This window comes from Leisingera methylohalidivorans DSM 14336, assembly GCF_000511355.1.
GTDB classification, from domain to species: Bacteria; Pseudomonadota; Alphaproteobacteria; order Rhodobacterales; family Rhodobacteraceae; genus Leisingera; species Leisingera methylohalidivorans.
In genome coordinates this window covers 3,654,623-3,674,211 of record NC_023135.1, presented here as the reverse complement: position 1 = coordinate 3,674,211, position 19,589 = coordinate 3,654,623, and the positions used below count along the sequence as shown (strand labels likewise).

Genomic DNA, 19,589 nt, shown 5'->3' with positions numbered 1-19,589 from the left:
GCGCCGCTCAGGTGGTTTCCAGGCAGTGGCGGCGGAAGGCGCGTTTCAGCATGTCAAGCTCTGCGCGCAGCAGTTCGACTTCGGCGCGCAGATCGTCCGCCACGGCCTCGCCGGCGATCAGGGTGAAATCGCCCAGCCGGGTGCTGTCCGCGGCATCAAAGATCACAAAGGTCTGCACCCCGTCGGCCAATGCTTCGGCGGGGACCGGCACCGAGATCAGCCATTCACCGCCTGCCTGGCCTTCTTCCAGTTTTGTATCAGCGACCGGCTGATCCTGGAACATCACGGAAATATCCGGCCGCGCGCCGCTGGCGGGGGCGTTGCTGATCCGGCCCTCCCAGATGCCGTTGCGGAAGCGGATTTTGGTCAGTGACAGATCGCTCATGGGGCAGGGTCCTCAGATCGCGGCGCGGCGGTGGCGCGAGAAGGTCAGGTCGCGCAGGATCACCTGGTTCAGATCAGGCGCTTCGAATATCAGATCAAGCCAGATCTTCTCGATCCGCTTTTCGTTCAGCTTGGAATAGGCCAGGTCGAACTCCACCACGATGTTCTTCTGATCCTGCGGCAGTTCGCGCACGATCTGTTCGGTGTTGGGGCCGTGCTGGATGTTGAGCCGGGCGAAAATCTCGATCGGCTGTTCGGATTCGATGATGCTGTCGATCCGCAGCAGGTGCTGCCGGGTGATGCCATCGGCGGCGGCCGGCGGCAGATCGATGACCAGCGACAGGAACGAGCCGTCGAATTTGAACACGTCCATGCGCAGGCCGAAGGGGGCGAGGTCTTCTTCGCGGGTGTTGCGCAGCTGGCGCAGAGTCAGCTCGGAAAAGGCGCAATCGTGGAACAGCTGCACCTCAGCGCCCAGCCGGGCCTTGGCGGGCACCGAGGACAGCCCGCGTTCCGGCAGCGGGCCGCGCCACAGCTCCGGGCGCCAGGACCAGTCGGTGCCATGCGGGCGGGGAAAGAAGGACGAGCCGATCTGCGGCAGCGCCAGGCGGCCGTCGGCGGTGTGGATCAGCCGGTCCAGATGGGTGCGCAGCTGGCGGGCCTGATTGCGCTGGCGGCGCAATTCAGACAGCGGCGCGCGGGCCGACTCTTCGGCAGCTGCGCGCCAGCGGCGCAGGCTGCGCAAATGCAGCAGCCGGTCCATGATCCTGCCCATCGTGCTCTCTCTTGCCTGTTGCGCCGTGTTGCGGAGTCCGGCCCGCGCGGCAATGCGGCGGGCGCTGTCGCCAGTGTAACCGCTGGAGGCTATTGAAATAAACCGGCAATCCGCTGGCCAAGCCCGCGTTTTTTGCGCCGCGCAGGCGTGGCGGCTGTTTCCGGGGCGGCGGCGGCGGCCGCTGCGGGCCGTGCCAGGGGGCGCAGGGACTGCCGGGGGGCTTGGGGCAGCACCGCGCCGGCGGCCTCAAGATCCGGCAGGGTGGAGGCCTCCAGCGTGCGGTGGGTCAGTTCGTTCAGCAGCGCCGCACCCTGGCGGCCCAGGGCCCGGCTGCCCTCCGGTGCGTAAAGCGCCAGGGCGACCAGATGCCGGTCGAGCACAAAGGCGCCGCGCCAGTGAACCGGGCTGGCACCTTCGGCGACGGCTTCGGGGAATTCCAGCCGGACCAGCGGCAGCAGCTGGTCGTCGCGGGTTTCCAGCAGCCTGGCGCCGGGGAACATGGCCACGATATCAGCCGCTTGCGGCGCCGTGGCGTCCTGTTTTGCCGGGCCGATCGACGCGGTGAGCACGGCCGCATTGCGGGACCCGAACCAGCGGTTCCGGTTCAGCCGGCTGCACGGGGCCATCAAGGCAAAGCCGCCGCTTTCATCCGCGGTGCTGCTGCGCCGGTCAAAGCAGTAGGTTTCCGGCGCGGCCAGCAGCACACCGCCGCCGGCAAAGGACATGACCTGGCCGCGGGGCCACTGCGCCAGGCCGGCGTCGCGGGCGGCAAAAGACATGCTTTTGGGGGCGGGGCTGCATCCCGCCAAGGCCAGACCGGCCAGCGCGGCAGCGGCTGCCGCCCTGCGCAGTCTGAGCGTCTTTCCGCCGGGGCGCGGAAAAGACGCGGGTTTCCCGTTGCTTGATCTGGTCACTGCTGTCCCTGCCGCTCTTGTTTTTTGCCGATTTCATTACGGGCAGGCCTGCTGCGCGGCAAGTGTGAACCGCGCGCCGGGCTGTCTGCCTTGCCATGGCGTTGCAGCAATGCATAACGTTGGCGCAATTTGCCGCCTTTCCAGCCGGAGGACACATGCCGCACAGGCGCAGAGACGGGCACAGCGACGGACACAGGGACGGGCAGGGCTACAGGGCGCATGAAGCCCTGGTGCGCTTTGCCCGGAGGCAGCCGCAGCTGTGGCGGCTGCTGTTGGGGCTGGTGCTGGTGGCGGCGGTCGGCTTTGCGTTGACCGCGGCGCTGCAGGTGATGCTGGCAGGCCTGTTCCCCGGTGCCTGGCTGCAGGGGCTGGCCGACGGCAGCACGGCCGGCGCCATGCTGGTGCTGCTGGGCAGCTTTGCCTTTTTGACGCTGGGCGTTGCGATGGCGGCGCGGCTGTTTCACCAGCGCAGCTTTGCCAGCGTGACCGGGCATCTGCGGCCGCTGCTGCGGCAGTTCGCCAGGGTGAGCCTGTATCTGGCAGGGCTGAGCGCGCTGATCATGCTGCTGCCGCCCTACGGCATGGGGCCGCCGATGACCCCGAACCTGCCGGTCTGGACCTGGCTGGGTCTTCTGCCTGTGTCGATTGCCGCGGTGCTGGTGCAGACCTCCTCGGAGGAGATCCTGTTCCGCGGCTATATCCAGCAGGCGCTGGCGGCGCGGTTCCGCAGCCCGGCCGTGTGGCTGCTGGGGCCGTCGGCGCTGTTTGCGCTGGGGCACTACCTGCCTGCCGAGGCCGGGGAAAATGCGCTGATGATCACGGTCTGGGCGGGGCTGTTCGGGGTTCTGATGGCGGATCTGACGGCGCGGGCCGGCACCCTGGGGCCGGCAATGGCGGTGCATTTCTTCAACAATGCCGCGGCGCTGTTGCTGTTTGCCTCGCCGACCAGCCTGAACGGGCTGGCGCTGTATCTGATTCCCTTCGAGATGGCCGATGTCCAGGCGCTGCGCCCGTGGATGGCTGTCGACTTTGCCCTGATGCTGGTCAGCTGGCTTTGCGCACGGCTTGCCATACGCCGCTGATTGCAATTGCGGCAAATGCGTCTTATCTGGGGGGCAAACCGCGCCCCCGGAGAGGCAAGCTATATGAACTGGATCACCAACTACGTCCGGCCCAAGATCAACTCGATCTTTTCGCGCCGCGAAGTGCCCGAGAACCTTTGGCAGAAATGCGATGAATGCGGCACCATGCTGTTTCACCGCGAGCTGAGCGACAATCAGAACGTCTGCACCAGCTGCGGCCATCACATGCATATCACCCCGCGCGACCGGTTCACCGCGCTGTTTGACGGCGGTGTCTTCACCGAGGTCGCGGTGCCGGAGCCGCTGGCCGATCCGCTGAAGTTCAAGGATCAGAAGAAATACCCCGACCGGGTGAAGGCGGCGCAGAAGAAGACCGGCGAAAAAGATGCGATGCTGGTGGCCGCGGGCGAGATCGGCCGCACTCCGATTATCGCTGCCGCGCAGGATTTTTCCTACATGGGCGGCTCGATGGGCATGTATGTCGGCAACGCCATCATTGCCGCGGCTGAAGAAGCGGTGAAGCTGGGCCGCCCGCTGGTGCTGTTCTCTGCCGCCGGCGGCGCCCGGATGCAGGAAGGCATCCTGTCGCTGATGCAGATGCCGCGCACCACCGTGGCCGTGCAGATGCTGAAAGAGGCCGGGCTGCCCTATATCGTGGTGCTGACCCATCCGACCACCGGCGGGGTGACGGCGTCTTATGCGATGCTGGGGGATGTGCATATTTCCGAACCCAACGCGCTGATCTGCTTTGCCGGCCCGCGGGTGATCGAGCAGACCATCCGCGAGAAGCTGCCCGAGGGCTTCCAGCGCGCCGAGTACCTGCTCGACCACGGGATGCTGGACCGGGTGACCCCGCGCACCGAGATGCGCGAAGAGCTGATCACCATTGTCCGGATGCTGATGGGCCTGCCGCCGCAGGTGGTGGGCGACCTGCCCTCGCCGGAAGAGGAAGCACCCGCCAAGGCCGCAAATGCGCCGGCGGGCGACGCAGTCAGCGAAGAAGCTGCCGAGTAATCCGGAATAGAATACCCTGCCCGGCCGAAGGCCGGGCAGCGCCCGTCCCGCCCCCGTCGAACCGGAGGTTTGCCTTTGGCAGAACGGGGGCGGGCGCTTCGCTTCACCCCCCGCCGGGACGGGCCTGCCCTTCGCGTTTGAAGCAGCCCTCAGGAGTGCCCGGCTGAACAGGACCAGGCTGATGACCCAGACCTCCGACGCGATCCTTGCCCGCATGATGGCGCTGCACCCCAAGATCATCGACCTGACGCTGGACCGGGTCTGGCGGCTGCTGGCCGCCCTGGACAACCCGCAGGACAAGCTGCCGCCGGTGATCCATCTGGCAGGCACCAATGGCAAGGGCTCGACCCAGGCGATGATCCGGGCGGGGCTGGAGGGTATGGGGAAAAGCGTTCACGCCTATACCTCGCCGCATCTGGCGCGCTTTCACGAGCGGATCCGGCTGGCGGGGGAGCTGATTTCCGAGCCGCATCTGACCGAAATCCTCGACGAGTGCTATGCCGCGAACGGCGGTGAAAACATCACTTATTTCGAGATCACCACGGTGGCGGGGCTGCTGGCTTTTGCCCGGACCCCGGCGGATTACACGCTGCTGGAGGTGGGCCTGGGCGGGCGGCTGGATGCGACCAATGTCATTGATAAGCCCGAAATCAGCGTGATCACCCCGATTTCGATCGACCATGAGCAGTTCCTGGGCGACACGCTGACCAAGATCGCCACCGAGAAGGCCGGGATCATCAAGCGCGGCGTGCCGGTGGTGGTCGGCCCGCAGCCGGAGGAGGCGATGGAGGTCATTGAGGCCACCGCCGCCCGCCTCGGCGCGCCGCTGATTGCCTATGGCCAGCAGTGGCAGGTGCATCAGGAGCGCGGCCGGCTGGTGTTTCAGGACGAAAACGGCCTTTTGGATCTGCCGCTGCCGGCGCTGCTGGGGGCGCATCAGGTTCAGAACGCCGGTGCGGCACTGGCGGCGCTGCGCCACCTGGGCGCCGATGAGGCGGCCTGCGAAGCGGCGATGACAGCTGCGGAATGGCCCGCCCGGATGCAGCGGCTGAAAACCGGCCCGCTGATCGAGGCCGCTCCGGAGGCTGAGCTGTGGCTGGACGGCGGCCATAATGCGGCCGCGGGCCTTGCGCTGGCCGAGGTGCTGGCGGGGCTGCCCAAGCGTCCGACGCATCTGATCTGCGGCATGCTGAACACCAAGGACGTGAGCGGCTACATGGCCCCGCTGGCGCCGCATACGGCGGGCCTGACGGCAATTTCGATCCCGGATGAGGTGAACACGCTGAGCGCCGAAGAGACCGAGGCTGCTGCCAAATCGGTGGGCATCGCGGCCGGCACCGCGGAGAGCACCCTGGCGGCGCTGCAGGCGATCATCGCCAGCGACCCGCAGGCGCGGGTGCTGATCTGCGGCTCGCTGTATCTGGCGGGGCATATCCTGCGCGAGAACGGCTGAGGCTTGCGGCCGTGGCGGGGGAAGTTCTCCCGCCCGGCTTCGATCTGACGATCTCATCCCGTTGGGCCGGGCGCCGCTGGCGCGGCGCTGGCCGTTGTTGCTTTGTGCCGTCTGCTCCTAGTCCAGAACGTAGTTCACCGGCTCCAGCTTGGGCGGCACCGGGCGGCCCAGGGCGTTGCAGACCGAGATTTCCATCACCCGGCACATGGCGCTGAGGGGGACGGAGTTGGCCTGTTTGCGGAACGGGTGCTCCAGCTCATGCGTCACTTCGGCGAGGCCGAAGAAGACATAGGCCGCCACCGCCGCCACCAGCGGTTCGAACCAGCCGGCACTGCCGAGAAGTGCAAAGGGCAGCAGCAGGCAGTAAAGATAGGTCGTGCGCCAGACCAGCAGCGAATAGACAAAGGGCAGCGGTGTGGTCAGCAGCCGCTCGTTGCCGGCCTGCGCCGCGGGGAAGGCCGCCAGCCGTTCGGCCAGGGCGCGCTGGCCGAAGCCGTCGATGCGGCCGTCCTCGGCCATTTCACGCAGCCGGGCCGCGATGTCGCGCAGGGCGGCGTTCGGGCTGTTTTCCGTCTGCATCAGCAGGTCTGCGTCTTCCGGGCCGACCCAGTGCCGGACGGTGTCCGCCACGTCGTCGCCGCGCAGCTGGGCGCGGTGCAGGTGGTGAAAGGCCAGGATGCGGTTGAGGATATAGGTCTCGTCCGGGCCCTGGCCTGCAAAGATGTGCAATTCCTGCGCCAGGCTGCGCACGTCCGATACCATGCGGCCCCAGATCTTGCGCGCTTCCCACCAGCGGTCATAGGCGGCGTTGTTGCGGAAGCCGAGAAACAGCGACAGCGACAGGCCGAACACCCCCATCGCCCCGATCGGGATCTGCGGCACCGCCACCACATGGCGGTCCAGCATCAGCACCGCAGCCGCCCAGAGCGCGGCGCCGATGATATTGGGCAGGATGCGCGGCACCACCGACCCGTTCAGGATCAGGAAGATCTCCCACCGGCGGGGGGTATGGCGGACGATCATGGCGCTGCGGCTCCCCAGTCCTTGTCCTGCATCTCGCGCAGGCGGGAGGCGGTGCGTTCGAACTCAAAGGTGCCTTCGCCCTCGACATAGAGCATTTCGGGCTGCGCGGCGGCAGAGCAGATCAGCCGCACCCTGGCCTCGTACAAGGCGTCGATCAGGGTGACGAAGCGCCGGGCCTCGTTGAAGTTGTTGCGGCTGAGGCGCGGGATGTCCTCGAGCACCAGCACCTTCACGGCTTCGGCGATGGCCAGATAATCGCCGGGCCCCAGCATCTTGCCGCACAAGTCATAGAAGCTGGCCCGCGCCACCCCGTTGCGGAAGGCGGGCAGGGTGACGTCGCGGCCCTTCACCTTCAGCGTCAGGGGCTGTGCCGGGCCGCCGGAAAGATCCGCCCAGATGGCCCGGATCTGCGCCCGGGCCTCGGCGTCGACGGGGGCAAAATAGACCTGGGCACCGGTCAGCCGGTGCTGGCGGTAGTCGGTGGGGCTGACCATTTCATGCACCGCCATATGGTCCTTGATGAGGTCGATGAAGGGCAGGAACAGCTGGCGGTTGAGGCCGTTCTTGTAAAGGTCGTCCGGCACCCGGTTGGAGGTGGTGATCACGGTGACGCCGGCCGAGAACAGCGCCTCGAACAAACGTCCGACGATCATCGCATCGGTGATGTCGATGATCTGCATCTCGTCAAAGGCCAGCAGCCGCACCGACTCTGCGACCTCTGCCGCGGCGGGCGCCAGCGCGTCCTCGGCGCCCTGCTGGCGCGCCTCATGCAGCTTGGCGTGGATTTCCTGCATGAAGGCGTGGAAATGCACCCGGCGCGACGGGATGCCGTCGAGGCTGCCGGCAAAGAGGTCCATCAGCATCGACTTGCCGCGGCCCACCCCGCCCCAGAGGTAGAGCCCCTGGACCGGTTCATATTCCGTCTTGCGGAAAAAACCGCGTTTCACCGGCGGTGCCATCAGCCCTTCGGCGATGCGGTCGAAATGGGGCAGCACGGCCTCCTGGGCCGGGTCGGGCGTCAGCTCGCCTGCGTCGATCTTCTGCCGGTACAGCGTGGTCAGATGGGTCATGGGGAAGGGATAGCGCGGGGCGCGGGGGATGGGAAGCGGGGGATGTTCTTTCGGTTCAGAACCTCATGGCATTGCAGATGTTTAGACTGCCCGCCTGCTTCGCATCAAATTCTCTTGATGATCTGCGCAGAATTCCTGATTTGACGCCTGCGGCAATATCCCTGAGGGTTGCCCGGCCTGTCAGGAGAGACCGCATGGACCGTTCCGCCCCGTTGTTTACCCCCGTTCTGATCGTGGGCTGCGTCATCATCATGGTGAGCTTTGCGGTGCGGGCCTCCTTCGGGGTGTTCCAGATCCCGATTGCCGAGGAGTTCGGCTGGCTGCGCTCGGAGTTCTCGCTGGCGATTGCGATCCAGAACCTGGCCTGGGGCATCGGCCAGCCGGTATTCGGCGCCATTGCCGAGAAGATCGGCGACCGCAAGGCGATCATCATGGGGGCCGTCGTCTATGCCGCCGGTCTGGTGCTGAGTGCCGGGTCCACGACACCGTTTGAAATGCAGGCCTATGAATGGCTGGTGGGGTTCGGCATTGCGGGCACCGGTTTCGGCGTGGTGCTGGCGGTTGTGGGGCGGGCAAGCTCTGATGAAAACCGGTCGATGTCGCTGGCGGTTGTCACCGCCGCGGGCTCTGCGGGCCAGATTTTCGGCGCGCCGGCGGCGGAGTGGATGCTGGGCTTCCTGCCCTGGCAGACGATTTTCCTGATCTTTGCCGGTGTGGTGCTGGCGCTGATTGCGACGCTGCCGCTGATGCGCGCACCGGAAACGGCGGGCCGGGCAGAGCTGGAAGAGAGCATGGGCGCGATCCTGATCAAGGCGTTCAAGGATCCGTCCTACACGCTGATCTTCCTGGGCTTTTTCAGCTGCGGTTATCAGCTGGCTTTTGTCACCGCGCATTTCCCGGCCTTTGTCACCGAGATGTGCGGGCCGATCCTGCCGGGCGGGGCGCTGTATTCCATCGGCATCACCTCAACCTCGGCGCTGGGGGCGGTGGCGATCTCGCTGATCGGGGCGGCCAATGTGGGCGGCACTTTGCTGGCGGGCTACCTGGGCAAGCGGTACTCCAAGAAATACCTGCTGGCGGCGATCTATACCGGGCGGACCATCGCGGCGGCGGCGTTTATCATCTTTCCCATCACGCCGCTGAGCGTGATCATCTTTTCGGTCGTGATGGGGTCCCTGTGGCTGGCGACGGTGCCGCTGACCTCGGGGCTGGTCGCGCATATCTATGGCTTGCGCTACATGGGAACGCTGTACGGGATTGTCTTTTTCAGCCACCAGCTGGGCAGTTTCCTGGGCGTCTGGCTGGGCGGGCGGATGTATGACATCTACGGCGATTACACCACGGTCTGGTGGATCGGCGTGGGCATCGGCGCCTTCAGCGCGATTGTGCATCTGCCGGTGAAGGAACGGCCGCTGCGGGCAGCGGCCCCGGCGGCCCCGGCAGCCGGGTAAGGCCGGCGGTCCTCTGCGGGGCAGCGCAGGGAGCGGGGCGCTGCCCGCCGCCATCGGGTCTGAACCCATGGCGCAGCAATGCCGGACCCCGGAGTATTTTTTGAAAGATGAAAACGGCGGGGCGGGTCAGAGCAGGCCGCGGCGGTGGTTTTGGGCGATGATCTGCAGCACTTCCTCGGTGTGGGTATAGGGCAGGCCGTGGCCGGCGCCGGGGATTTCCTCCTGCCGGATCGAGCGGGCGTGTTCGGCCAGACGCCCCGGCGAATTCGGCGGGATCACCGCGTCCTCCTGGCCCCAGATCGCCATTACCGGCACCCCGTGGCTGTGCAGGCGGCGGTGGTCTTCGGTGAAATCCTCGTTCAGGATGCCGCGCAGCGAGGACAGCACGGCCGGGATGTAGCCGCGGCAGGCCAGCTCCCTTTGCTGCAGATCGGTGATGCCGGGGACCGAGGAGGGCAGTTTGCGTTCGGCGTTGGTGCCGCGGACGTGCAGGGCGGGGAAGAGCGCGTGCATCAGCCAGTCGCCAAGGCCCGGGATCTGGCGGATTATCTTTGTCAGACGGTCCGGGCTGTGGCCGAAACCGGCAGGGGCCAGCAGGATCAGCTCGCGCAGGCGGCCGGGGTTGGCGGCGGCAAAGGCGGTGGCGATGGCGCCGCCCATGGAATAGCCGATCAGGGTGAAATCATCGGCAACCTCCTGATCCGCCAGCAGCTCTTCGAGCTGGGAGATGAAGAAGGCCCGGTCCTGCAGGCCCGCGGGGCGGTCCGAGTAGCCGCGGCCGTAAAGATCGTAGCTCAGCACCCGGTAGCCCATGGCGGCCAGCCCCTGCGCCACCCCGTCCCAGACAAAAGACGGCGTGGTGAGGCCGTGGACGCAGACCGCGACGGGGCCGCGCAGCGGTCCGCTCCAGCGGTAGTGGGTCAGCCCGCCGGAGAGCTGGGCAAAACCGCCGGGGGCGGATTGCCGGGCCTTGGCGTTCATCGGTTTGCGCAGCCGTTCCCGCAGCAGCGGAATGAGGATCAGGATCAGGGCGGCGGCAATCAGTGCCAGCAGCCAGCTCATGATGCGGCCTTCCATTTCTGCAGGATGTGGTGGCTGGTCATCAGATCCAGATGGGCGCCGCCGCCGTTCTTGAACAGGGTGATCCGGTCCGCCCCGAAGGCGGGGAACCGGTCGAGGCTGTAGAAATCGGCCAGCACGTCGCTGCGCTGGATGATGCCCTGTTCCAGCGGGGTCTTGAATTCGCCGATGTGGTCCAACGTGGTGCCGAAGCTGTCGCAGTAGATCCGGGCGCGCCGCAATGCCTCGTCATCGGCCTCGCGCATGTCGGGGCGGTAGGCGCCGATCAGGTTGAGGTGCTGGCCGGGGCGCAGCCATTCACCCTTGATCACCGGGGCAGAAGACATGGTGCAGGTGACGATGATGTCAGCGGCGCGCACCGCCGGTTCCAGATCGGCTGCGTGCAGGGTGCCGGGGTATTGGGCGCAAAGCTCCTGCGCCTTGGCGCCGGTGCGGTTCCAGACCCGGATCTGGGCCTGCGGGAAACCGGCGCCGAACGCCTCGATCAGCGAGGCGCCGACGGTGCCGGCGCCCACGATCAGCACCTCCTGCGCGTCCGGATCGGCCAGCCGCAGCGCGCCAAGCAGGCTGTCGCCCGCGGTTTTCCATTTGGTGACCAGGTGGAAATCCACCAGCGCCTCCGGGGTGCCGTCCTGATCGGAGTAGAGGCAGACAGAGCCGTTGATCATCGGCTTGCCGGTGCCCGGGTTGCCGGGAAAGACGTTGGCAGTTTTCACCGCGATGCCCATGCCGTCGATCCAGGCGGCGCGGCTGAGGACCGTGTCCGGGTTCCGGTAGAGGAAGGTGTCGCCGATTTCCGCCTTGGGCAGATCGTGGCTGGAGGCCAGGGCCTTGGTGAATCCGACCCAATCGAGCAGCGCCCCGCCCTCTTCAAAACCGATATATGGAATGCTCATCCGTGCCTTTTCCTGTGTCTGTTGCGGGCCGGGTCAGGCGGCCTCTTGTTCTGTCAGCAGCCCCTCCTGCACCAGCCGTGCGGCAAAGGGGCCGGGGATGGTGAACAGATGGGTCTGCCAGCCGCGCAGGCGCGCGGCCGCGATGTTTTCGGGACGGTCGTCGGTGAACAGCAGATGCTCCGGCGCCACCCCCGTTTCGCGTTCCAGAATGGCATAGATTTCCGGCTCTGGCTTGATGGTTTTCAGATGTGCGGAGACACATGTGTGGTCGAAGCCACGCAGGAAAGGGTAGGCCCCGCAGGCGGTCTCAAAGGTCTCGGTGCCGAAGTTGCTGAGCGCGAAGACCGGGATGCCCTTGGCCTGCAGCGCCTGCATCAGCCGGACTGAATGCGTAATTGCGCCCGGCACCATCTGCAGCCAGCAATCATGCCACCAGCGGATTTCTTCGGCCCAGGCGGGGTGGGCGTCCGCCAGCGCATAGACGCTGCCGCGGAACGGCGCGCCGCGGTCGATCCCGAGGTTGACGGCATGCAGCGGAACCTCTGCAAACAGCTGCCTGCGCCGGGCCGGGCCGATACGGCTGTCGTAGAAACGCTCAGGCTCCCATTCGATCAGCACCCGGCCAATGTCGAAGACGACGGCATCAATTGGCATGCGCTTTATCCTTCTGCGCGCGGGCGGGGCCGCGGGACGGGGCGGTTGCGGCGGGTCTCGCGCCAGACCGAAACCAGACCGGCCGCGATGATCAGGCTGCTGCCGGCCCAGACCGCCGGACCGGGCCATTCGTTGAAGATCAGCACGCCCCAGAGCACCGACATCGGCATCGCGATATATTCGAAGGGGGCGGCAAGGGCGGCCTCGTTCATGCGGTAGGCCTGGGTCACCAGATAGCCGCCGATGGAGCCGGCCAGGCCGACGCCGATCAGATAGGGCCAGTCTTCGGGGGCGGGCCAGATCCAGGCGCGCAGGATGAAGTCCAGCGCCGGGCTGCCGCCATCCGCAAAGCGGCCGTTGCCGAACAGGATTCCGGCCAGCGCGCTGACAATCAGAAAGCCCAGCATCGGGTAAAACGCCATGGTCGCGCCGGATTCCACGCTGCCGGCGCGGCGGGTCAGCACATGCAGCGTGGCATAGCCGCAGGCGCCGAGCGCGGGCAGCAGCGCCGCGGCCTGAAAGGTGCCGGGACCGGGGCGCATGATGATCAGCACGCCGAGGAAGCCGATGGCGACCGCTCCCCAGCGCCAGGGGCCCGGCCGTTCGCCCAGAAACAGCGCCGACAGGGCGGTGACGATCAATGGGGTGGCAAACGCGATGGCCACGGCTTCGGCCAGCGGCAGGATGGCAAGACCGGTGAAAAAGCAGATATTGGCAAACAGCACCGCAAGGCAGCGGGCGAAATGCAGTTTCGGCTGGTGGGTGCGCAGCAGGTGGTAGCCGCCTTCCAGCGGCAGGATCACGGCGAGCATCACGCAGACCGCGACGACCGAGCGGAACAGGACAACCTCGTACAGCGGGTAATCGCCCGACAGGAACTTGAAGGTCATGTCGATGACGGAAAAGGCAATGCCTGCACCGGCGGCTGCGAACAGGCCGGGAACGCTGATCTTTATCTCTGCGCTCATTTGTGTCCCCCCATTGTGCTGCCCTTGATCAGTGGCGGATTTGATCAAGGCGGGCAATGGGGCGGGGGGCGGAAAAAGGCAATTTTTCCGGGTGAAGTTTGGCGCCGGTATCTTGGGCCGCAGAACGCTGCAGGCTTGGCTTGGGGAGAGGATGGGCGTTGTGCTGCGGCGCGGCTCAGGTCCGGACGGGCGCTGTCCTGCGTCCGAACGGGACGCCGGTGCCGCTGAAGGCCGCGATCGGGTGACCGGAGTTACCGGCCCGCCTTGGCCGCCCGCAGTTCGCGCTCCAGCGCATCCAGAAACCGCGAGCGGTCGGCCTTGGTGAAGCCCTTGCCGCTGCCGCCGGCGCCCAGCGGGTTGGCGGCGCGCAGATCGGCCATCAGGTCGCGCATCGCCAGCTGCTGGCCGATGTTGGCCTCCGTGAAGCGCTCGCCGTTGTGGCGCAGCACGCGGGCGCCGGCCTTGATGCATTTGGCGGCGAGCGGGATGTCGCCGGTCACCACCACATCGCCCGGGCCGCAGCGCTCGGCGATCCACATGTCGGCCACATCGGCGCCTTCGGAGACGATCACATTCTCCACCAGCGGGTTCTGCGAGGGGCGCAACCCGCCGTTGGAAACCACGAACATGCGCAGGCGGTGGCGGGTGGCGACCCGCTCGGCCTCCGCCTTGACCGGGCAGGCGTCGGCGTCGATGTAAAGCGCGGTCACTCTGCCGCCTTCTTTTCGGCCCCGGGCTTTGTCTCCGTCTCGGCCTCGGCCTTGGGGGCGGGTTTGGCCTTGCGGGCAGGTTTCTTCACCTTGAACTCCTTCGGGATCGGCATCCGGTTGAAGGCGTCGAGACCGGCGATTTTATACGCCTCGGCCAGGGTCGGATAGTTGAAGGTGTTCTGCACGAAGTAATCCACCGTGCCCTTGAGGTTGAGCACCGCCTGAGCAATGTGAATAAGCTCGGTGGCGCCTTCACCGACGATCTGCACCCCCAGCACCCGGCGGGTCTTCAGCGAGAACAGCATTTTCAGCATGCCGTGCTCCAGCCCCATGATGTGGCCGCGGGAGGTTTCACGGAAGCGGGCGACGCCGACCTCGTAAGGAATGCCGCGCTCCTGCAGCTCTTCCTCGGACATGCCGCAGGTGGAGATTTCCGGCACCGAGTAGATGCCATAGGGATACCAGGGGCTTTCCGGCAGCGTCGGGGTGTCGAGCGCATGGCAGGCGGCAACCCGGCCCTGCTGCAGCGAGGTCGAGGCCAGCGACGGATGCCCGATCACATCGCCGGCGGCATAGATGTGCGGCACCTCGGTCTGGTAGGTCTTGCGGTCGACGCTCAGGCGGCCGCGGTGGTCGGTCTTCAACCCGGTCGCGTCAAGATTGAGCGAGGCCGTGGCGCCCAGCCGCCCGGCCGCAAACAGCAGCATTTCGGCCCGGACATGGCGGCCGTTGTCGAGGATCACCTCGACATGCTCGCCTGCATCCTCGATGGTTTCAACCGCGGCGCCGAGCCGCAGGTCGACGCCGTTTTCGCGGATCTGGTGGGTGAATTCCTGAATCAGGGTCTTGTCGATGAAATCCAGGAAGCTCTCGCGCGGCTCGATCAGGGTGACGCGGACATCAAGGGCGGCGAACATGGTGGCATATTCCACCCCGATCACGCCGGCGCCGATCACCACCAGCGAGCGCGGAATATCCGCCATTTCGAGGAATTCATCGCCATCGACCACGGTGCGGCCGTTGAACGGAACATAGTCCGGGCGGTAGGTGCGGGTGCCGGTGGAGATCAGGAATTTTTCTGCCGTCAGCCGGGTGGTTTCGCCGGCTTCGGTGGCGACCTCCACCTCGTTCGGGCCGATGAATTTGGCCAGACCCATCAGCGTGTCCACATGGTTGCGGTTGAACTGGTGCTCCAGCACGTCAACCTCGTGGTCCAGTGTCTTGTGCAGGCGCGCCTTCAAGTCATCGGCGAGGATGTCATCCTTCACCCGGTAGGAGCGGCCGTAAAAGCTGCGTTCGCGCCAGCCGGAAAGGTTCAGCACGGTTTCGCGCAGGGTTTTCGACGGGATGGTGCCGGTGTGCACCGACACCCCGCCGAGACGGTCCTTGCGATCGATCACCAGCACCCGGCGGTGCAGCTTGCCCGCCTGAATGGCAGCGGCGCGGCCCGAGGGGCCGGAGCCGATGATGATCAGGTCATAATCAAAGTCTTCACTCATGGCCGCGTCCTTTGTTGCTTAGGTCTGGTACAGCGCGTCGGCATGGAAGGAGACGTGCTCCTCCATGAAGGTCGACACGAAGAAATAGCTGTGGTCATAGCCCGGCTGCATCCGCAGGGCGGCCTGCTGGCGGCGTTCGGCCACCGCGTGCGCCAGCGCCTCGGGCTTCAGGAGGTCGATGAACTGGTCGCTGGTGCCGGTGTCGATCAGGATCGGACCGTCAAAGCCTTTTTCGCGCATCAGGAGGGTGGCGTCGTGCTTGGCCCAGGCGGATTCATCGCCGCCGAGATAGGCGTTCAGCTGCTTGCGGCCCCAGTCGGAGGCAGTGGGGTTGCAGATCGGAGCGAAGGCAGAGACCGATTTGTAGCGGCCCGGCAGGTTCATCGCCAGGGTCAGCGCGCCGTGGCCGCCCATGGAATGGCCGGTGATCGCCTGGCGGCTGAGGTCGATGGCAAAGTTTTCGCCCAGCAGCGCGGGCAGTTCCTCGGCCACGTAGTCCCACATGCTGAAATGCGGCGCCCAGGGCTGCTGGGTGGCGTTCACATAGAAGCCCGCGCCCTGGCCCAGGTCGTAGGCGTCATCATCGGCCACGCCTTCGCCGCGGGGGCTGGTGTCGGGGAAGACGATGGCGATGCCCTGCTCGGCGCACCAGGCCTGGGCGCCGGCCTTGGTCATCGCGTTTTCATGGGTGCAGGTGAGGCCCGACAGGTACCACAGCACCGGCACCGGGCCGTCCTTGGCTTCCTCCGGCAGGAACAGGCCGAAGGTCATATCGCCGCCGGTGGCGGTGCTGGCGTGTTTGTAGACGCCTTGGGTGCCGCCAAAGGCACGGTTCTCGGAAACGGTTTCCATGGGTAAGGCTCCTTAATTCTGTTAGCTCTACCGCTATCCGCAGTTGGCCTCAGGGTCCAGCGGGAGGGCGGCAGCAATGCCGGTTTTTGCGGCACGGGGCTTGCGAAATCGCAAACATTCGGAATGCAGGCACGGGATGGCTGCCGCCCGTCGCAGGAACATGGCGCAGGAACATGGCGCAGGAACATTGGACATGCTCCGCGCCCGCAGGCGCGCCTGCGGGCGCGGGAGCGATCCGGGGCGGGCGGCTGGCGTGTCAGGAGACCCAGGCGATCACCGCAGGCACGGTGACGATCGACAGCACGGTCGAGATCAGGATGGCGGCAGAGGCCCGCTGCGGTGCAACGCCGTAATGCTGCGCCAGCATGTAGACATTGCCCGCCACCGGCAGCGATGCGGCGGCGATGGCCACCGCGGCGGAGAACGGCGCGGCGGGGATCAGCCACAGCACGGCGGCGGCGACGCAGGCCGGGTGCAGCACCAGCTTGGCAAAGCTGAGCCAGCCGGAAACCTGGACCCTTTCGGCAGATTTCGAGGCCAGCGAGGCGCCGATGGCAAACAGCGCGCCGGGGGTGGCGGCGCCGCCGAGGATGGTGAGAAAGTCGTTTGCGGGCGCGGGGATCGGCCAGGCAGACGCCGACCAGGCAAGGCCTGCGCAGATCGACAGGATCATCGGGTTCTTCAGCAGGCCCAGCCCCACCAGTTTCAGCGTGCCCAGCCGCATTCCCGATCCTTGGCCCTGGCCGCGGCCGGTGTTGATCAGAATGACGATCAGCGAGGAGAACACCACCAGATCGACGCTCAGCACCACCATCATCGGCGCCGCGGAGGCCGGCCCGAACAGGATCGCCATCATCGGCAGCCCCAGGAAACCGACATTGCCGATCGCGGCGCATTGCGCCTCCACCGCTGCGGTGGGCATGTCCAACCCGCGGACCCAGGCCACGGCTGTCACCAGCAGGTAGACCGCCAGGGTGCCGGACAAGTAGCCGAGAATCAGGGCAGGATCGAAGATCTCGGCAAAGGACAGGTTGGCGGCAAAGCCGAAGATCATCGCCGACAGCGGGAAGTAGAACACGAAGCGGGTGAGATAGGCGGTGGCGTCCTCGGTGAAGAAGCGGCTGCGCCCGGCCCAATAGCCAAGGCCGATGATTGCGAAGAAGGGAAGGGTGCGGAAGAAGATTTCGGCCATGGGGCGAACTGGTAACGGGATTTGACCAATTGGCAAAGAGCCTTTTGCGGGGGATGGCGGGAAGCTCCCGCCTGGTCCCGGGTCATTGCGGGGAAAGCCCGTCGCTGTTGGGTGTGGCCGCGTGCGCTGCAGGGGGGGGGGCAGGTTTTCCGCCGGGACGCGGTCTGCGGGCCGCTGCGCCCTGAACGCGCCGCCTCTGCTGCGAGGCCGTTCCGCAGCGCGCCAGCGCTGCCGGGCCCAACCGGGGAGGGGCAGGCTGCGGCTGCTCCGGAGCGGGCGGGAGTGCTGCCGTTGCCGTGTTTCAGCCGCTGCCGATCAGCGCGCCCGCCCCCAGCACCAGGGCACCGCCGAGCACAACCTGCATTGCGGCGCGCCAGAACGGGGTTTGCATGAAGCGGTTCTGGATCCAGGCAATCGCCCAAAGTTCCACGAAGACAATCAGCAGGGCGAGGGTGGTGGCGGTCCAGAAGTCCGGAATCAGATAGGGCAGGGCGTGGCCGAGGCCGCCGAGGGTGGTCATCACGCCCGAGGCCAGGCCGCGTTTCAGAGGTGAGCCGCGGCCCGAGAGTTCGCCGTCGTCCGAGGCCGCCTCGGTGAAACCCATCGAGATGCCGGCCCCGACCGAGGCCGCCATGCCGACCAGAAACGTGGTCCAGGTGTCCTGGGTGGCAAAGGCGGTGGCAAAGATCGGCGCCAGGGTGGAAACCGAGCCGTCCATCAGCCCGGCCAGCCCCGGCTGCACCCAGGTCAGCACGAACTGGCGGTGGGCGGCGCGGTCCTCATCCTCGCGGGTGCCGGTGTCCAGATGCGTGTCCTGCAATTCGCCTGCGCGCGCCTGATGCCCGGCCTCGGCCGCGGCCAGATCGCCGAGCAGCCTGCGGGTGGCGGCATCCCGGGTGCGGGCGGCGGCGGCGGTGTAGAATCGTTCGGCGTCGCGCTCCATCGCGCGGGCTTCGCCGCGGATCCGGTCCAGGCTGAGGTTTTCCATCAGCCAGACAGGGCGGCGGGCATAGTAACCCGCCACATGCTCGCGCCGGATCAGCGGAATTGCCGGTCCGAACCGTGCCTGGTGCAGGTCGATCAGCTGGGCGCGGTGCTCGTCTTCTTCCGCCGCCATGCCGTCGAACATTGCCGCCGACGCGGGATATTCGGCGCGCAGCCGTTCCGCATAGCCGCGGTAGATCCGCGCATCATCTTCCTCTGAAGCGATTGCCAGGGCCAGAACCTCTTGCCCGGTCAGCTCTGCAAAGCGCTTGCGCTGGGTGAAAAATCGCATCATCTGCCCTCAGTTTAGAATGGTTCTAACTATACCCCTTCCGCGAGCCGCCGCAAGTCGCCGCGGGTAATGCTGTTGCAAAGCGGCGGCGCGGATTACATTAGGGTCAGACCGTGCTGCCTGCAGCCTGCATCCCGAGGAAACCGCATGAACCAGCAAGCCAGCGTCCTGCGCACCGGCCGGAAATTCGATCAGGTCCTGGCAGGGGCCCGCGAGGTTTTCCTGGCTGACGGGTTCGAGGGGGCGAGCGTCGACAATATTGCCAAGGCGGCGGGCGTGTCCAAGGCGACGCTGTACAGTTATTTCCCAGACAAACGGGTGCTGTTCATGGAGGTGGTGCGTTCGGTCTGCGGGCAGCAGGCGGACAGCGGGCCGGACCTGGCAGCAGGCGATTGCGGCCCGCGCGGCGTGCTGCGGCTGGCGGCGGAACATGTTCACGGCGTTCTGATCGGGGGGCTCAGCCTGCAGCTGTTCCGCATCTTTGTGGCCGAGGCCGACCGCTTCCCTGAACTGGGGCCGATGTTTTATGAAAGCGGCCCGATGGTGCTGCACGGGCAGATCCGCGATTACCTGGAGGGCGCCGCAGAGCGGGGCGAGCTGGCTATTCAGGATGCCGACCTGGCCGCCGCGCAGTTCATCGAGCTGTGCAAGGCGGATGTTTTCCTGCGGTTCCTGTTCAACATCGACGATGATTTCACCGAGGCCGAACGCGAGCGGGTGATCGCCGGGGCAATCGAGACCTTCATGGCGCGGTTCGGCACCTGACTGCGGCGCGCGGGCCGGTCCGTGCGGGCCGGCGGCTGATGCCTGCCGGTCATCAGTGCGTGGTGAAGCTGTTGGGCGTGTTGCGGTAGGTCTCGTGGCAGCTGAGGCAGCTTTGCATCAGGCTGGGCAGGGTGCGGCGCAGGGCGGGCAGGGACCGGGTGCTGAGGTTGCGGGCTGCTGCCTCGGCGGTGTCTGCGCGGGCTTTGAAATCTTTCCAGGCGTGCCAGATCGAGGGCCGCGCATGGGAACGCGGATCCATCCGGGCCTTCTTGAAATGCTTGCGGATCGTGCCGGTGGATCTGATCAGCTGCCGCCGCGCCGCGCGGGCCCTGTCCCGGTCGAAAGAGCTGCGCCCGGCCATCATGCCGGTCAGCACATCCATTGCTGCCTTTTGCGAGGTCATCAGGGCCATTCTGCGCGTCACGTGGTTGCTGTCGCCGTCCCTGGCTGTGACCGGAGCGGTGGTGCCAATGGCAAGCGCTGCGAGGATCGCCATGAAGGCAATGGTTTTGAACAGGCGGATGCTCATCG

General features: G+C 66.5%; 20 protein-coding genes. 5 read left to right on the top strand and 15 right to left on the bottom strand.

Annotation, left to right across the window (positions count from 1 at the left end; translation table 11 throughout):
* Positions 1–7: 7 nt before the first annotated feature.
* The 3 genes from METH_RS17890 to METH_RS17880 all read right to left on the bottom strand — a co-directional run bounded on the left by METH_RS17890 (position 8) and on the right by METH_RS17880 (position 1,938).
* Positions 8–385: a hypothetical protein gene (locus METH_RS17890; RefSeq protein WP_024091880.1), complete on the bottom strand. Its 378-nt coding sequence runs from the start codon at positions 383–385 to the stop codon at positions 8–10.
* 12 nt (positions 386–397) lie between these two features.
* Entirely contained in the window at positions 398–1,159 is a 762-nt protein-coding gene (locus tag METH_RS17885) for a DUF6478 family protein (RefSeq protein WP_024091879.1), read from the bottom strand.
* Between the two features lie 89 nt (positions 1,160–1,248).
* The gene (locus METH_RS17880; protein WP_245602922.1) at positions 1,249–1,938 is read right to left on the bottom strand and encodes a hypothetical protein; all 690 of its coding nucleotides are present in this window, start codon (positions 1,936–1,938) and stop codon (positions 1,249–1,251) included.
* A gap of 290 nt (positions 1,939–2,228) precedes the next feature.
* Between METH_RS17880 and METH_RS17875 the strand changes: the two genes are divergently transcribed.
* The 3 genes from METH_RS17875 to METH_RS17865 all read left to right on the top strand — a co-directional run bounded on the left by METH_RS17875 (position 2,229) and on the right by METH_RS17865 (position 5,622).
* Positions 2,229–3,155 carry a CPBP family intramembrane glutamic endopeptidase gene (locus METH_RS17875; protein WP_024091877.1) on the top strand — a complete coding sequence of 309 codons (927 nt, stop codon included), beginning with the start codon at positions 2,229–2,231 and terminating at the stop codon, positions 3,153–3,155.
* Between the two features lie 63 nt (positions 3,156–3,218).
* On the top strand, positions 3,219–4,169 hold the full coding sequence (gene accD, locus METH_RS17870) for an acetyl-CoA carboxylase, carboxyltransferase subunit beta (RefSeq protein WP_024091876.1): 951 nt from the start codon (positions 3,219–3,221) through the stop codon (positions 4,167–4,169).
* Between the two features lie 181 nt (positions 4,170–4,350).
* The gene (locus METH_RS17865; protein WP_024091875.1) at positions 4,351–5,622 is read left to right on the top strand and encodes a bifunctional folylpolyglutamate synthase/dihydrofolate synthase; all 1,272 of its coding nucleotides are present in this window, start codon (positions 4,351–4,353) and stop codon (positions 5,620–5,622) included.
* A 117-nt stretch (positions 5,623–5,739) separates the two neighbouring features.
* Here METH_RS17865 and METH_RS17860 read toward each other — a convergent pair whose 3' ends face one another.
* Positions 5,740–6,645, bottom strand: a complete 906-nt coding sequence (locus METH_RS17860) for a bestrophin family protein (protein ID WP_024091874.1) — start codon at positions 6,643–6,645, stop codon at positions 5,740–5,742.
* Positions 6,642–7,715, bottom strand: a complete 1,074-nt coding sequence (gene zapE, locus METH_RS17855; RefSeq protein WP_024091873.1) for a cell division protein ZapE — start codon at positions 7,713–7,715, stop codon at positions 6,642–6,644. Before zapE ends, METH_RS17860 begins: the two co-directional genes overlap by 4 nt.
* Positions 7,716–7,909: 194 nt before the next feature.
* Between zapE and METH_RS17850 the strand changes: the two genes are divergently transcribed.
* Positions 7,910–9,166: an MFS transporter gene (locus tag METH_RS17850; RefSeq protein ID WP_024091872.1), complete on the top strand. Its 1,257-nt coding sequence runs from the start codon at positions 7,910–7,912 to the stop codon at positions 9,164–9,166.
* Between the two features lie 126 nt (positions 9,167–9,292).
* Here METH_RS17850 and METH_RS17845 read toward each other — a convergent pair whose 3' ends face one another.
* The 9 genes from METH_RS17845 to mbfA form a co-directional block, all read right to left on the bottom strand.
* Positions 9,293–10,228 (bottom strand): alpha/beta fold hydrolase, encoded by a 936-nt coding sequence (locus METH_RS17845; RefSeq protein ID WP_024091871.1) that lies wholly within the window; start codon positions 10,226–10,228, stop codon positions 9,293–9,295.
* The gene (locus METH_RS17840) at positions 10,225–11,142 is read right to left on the bottom strand and encodes an ornithine cyclodeaminase family protein (protein WP_024091870.1); all 918 of its coding nucleotides are present in this window, start codon (positions 11,140–11,142) and stop codon (positions 10,225–10,227) included. Before METH_RS17840 ends, METH_RS17845 begins: the two co-directional genes overlap by 4 nt.
* Before the next feature lie 33 nt (positions 11,143–11,175).
* A complete protein-coding gene (locus METH_RS17835) occupies positions 11,176–11,796 on the bottom strand; it encodes an HAD family hydrolase (RefSeq protein WP_024091869.1) in 621 nt (206 codons plus the stop codon).
* A 5-nt stretch (positions 11,797–11,801) separates the two neighbouring features.
* Complete coding sequence (locus METH_RS17830; RefSeq protein ID WP_024091868.1) at positions 11,802–12,764, bottom strand: DMT family transporter; 963 nt, start codon at positions 12,762–12,764, stop codon at positions 11,802–11,804.
* A 251-nt stretch (positions 12,765–13,015) separates the two neighbouring features.
* Positions 13,016–13,474 (bottom strand): YaiI/YqxD family protein, encoded by a 459-nt coding sequence (locus METH_RS17825; protein WP_024091867.1) that lies wholly within the window; start codon positions 13,472–13,474, stop codon positions 13,016–13,018.
* Positions 13,471–14,973, bottom strand: coding sequence for a Si-specific NAD(P)(+) transhydrogenase (gene sthA / locus METH_RS17820; RefSeq protein ID WP_024091866.1), 1,503 nt, complete (start codon positions 14,971–14,973; stop codon positions 13,471–13,473). The genes METH_RS17825 and sthA overlap by 4 nt, the downstream gene beginning before the upstream one ends.
* Positions 14,974–14,991: 18 nt before the next feature.
* Positions 14,992–15,825: an S-formylglutathione hydrolase gene (gene fghA, locus METH_RS17815; protein WP_024091865.1), complete on the bottom strand. Its 834-nt coding sequence runs from the start codon at positions 15,823–15,825 to the stop codon at positions 14,992–14,994.
* 256 nt (positions 15,826–16,081) lie between these two features.
* On the bottom strand, positions 16,082–17,017 hold the full coding sequence (locus METH_RS17810; RefSeq protein WP_024091864.1) for an AEC family transporter: 936 nt from the start codon (positions 17,015–17,017) through the stop codon (positions 16,082–16,084).
* Positions 17,018–17,318: 301 nt separating this feature from the next.
* Positions 17,319–18,293 (bottom strand): iron exporter MbfA, encoded by a 975-nt coding sequence (gene mbfA, locus METH_RS17805; protein ID WP_024091863.1) that lies wholly within the window; start codon positions 18,291–18,293, stop codon positions 17,319–17,321.
* Between the two features lie 147 nt (positions 18,294–18,440).
* On the opposite strand from mbfA, the gene METH_RS17800 reads away from it, so the two are divergent.
* The gene (locus METH_RS17800) at positions 18,441–19,058 is read left to right on the top strand and encodes a TetR/AcrR family transcriptional regulator (RefSeq protein ID WP_024091862.1); all 618 of its coding nucleotides are present in this window, start codon (positions 18,441–18,443) and stop codon (positions 19,056–19,058) included.
* Between the two features lie 52 nt (positions 19,059–19,110).
* Here the strand turns inward: METH_RS17800 and METH_RS17795 are convergent, their stop codons facing one another.
* A complete protein-coding gene (locus tag METH_RS17795; RefSeq protein ID WP_245602921.1) occupies positions 19,111–19,587 on the bottom strand; it encodes a c-type cytochrome in 477 nt (158 codons plus the stop codon).
* Positions 19,588–19,589 lie beyond the last annotated feature (2 nt).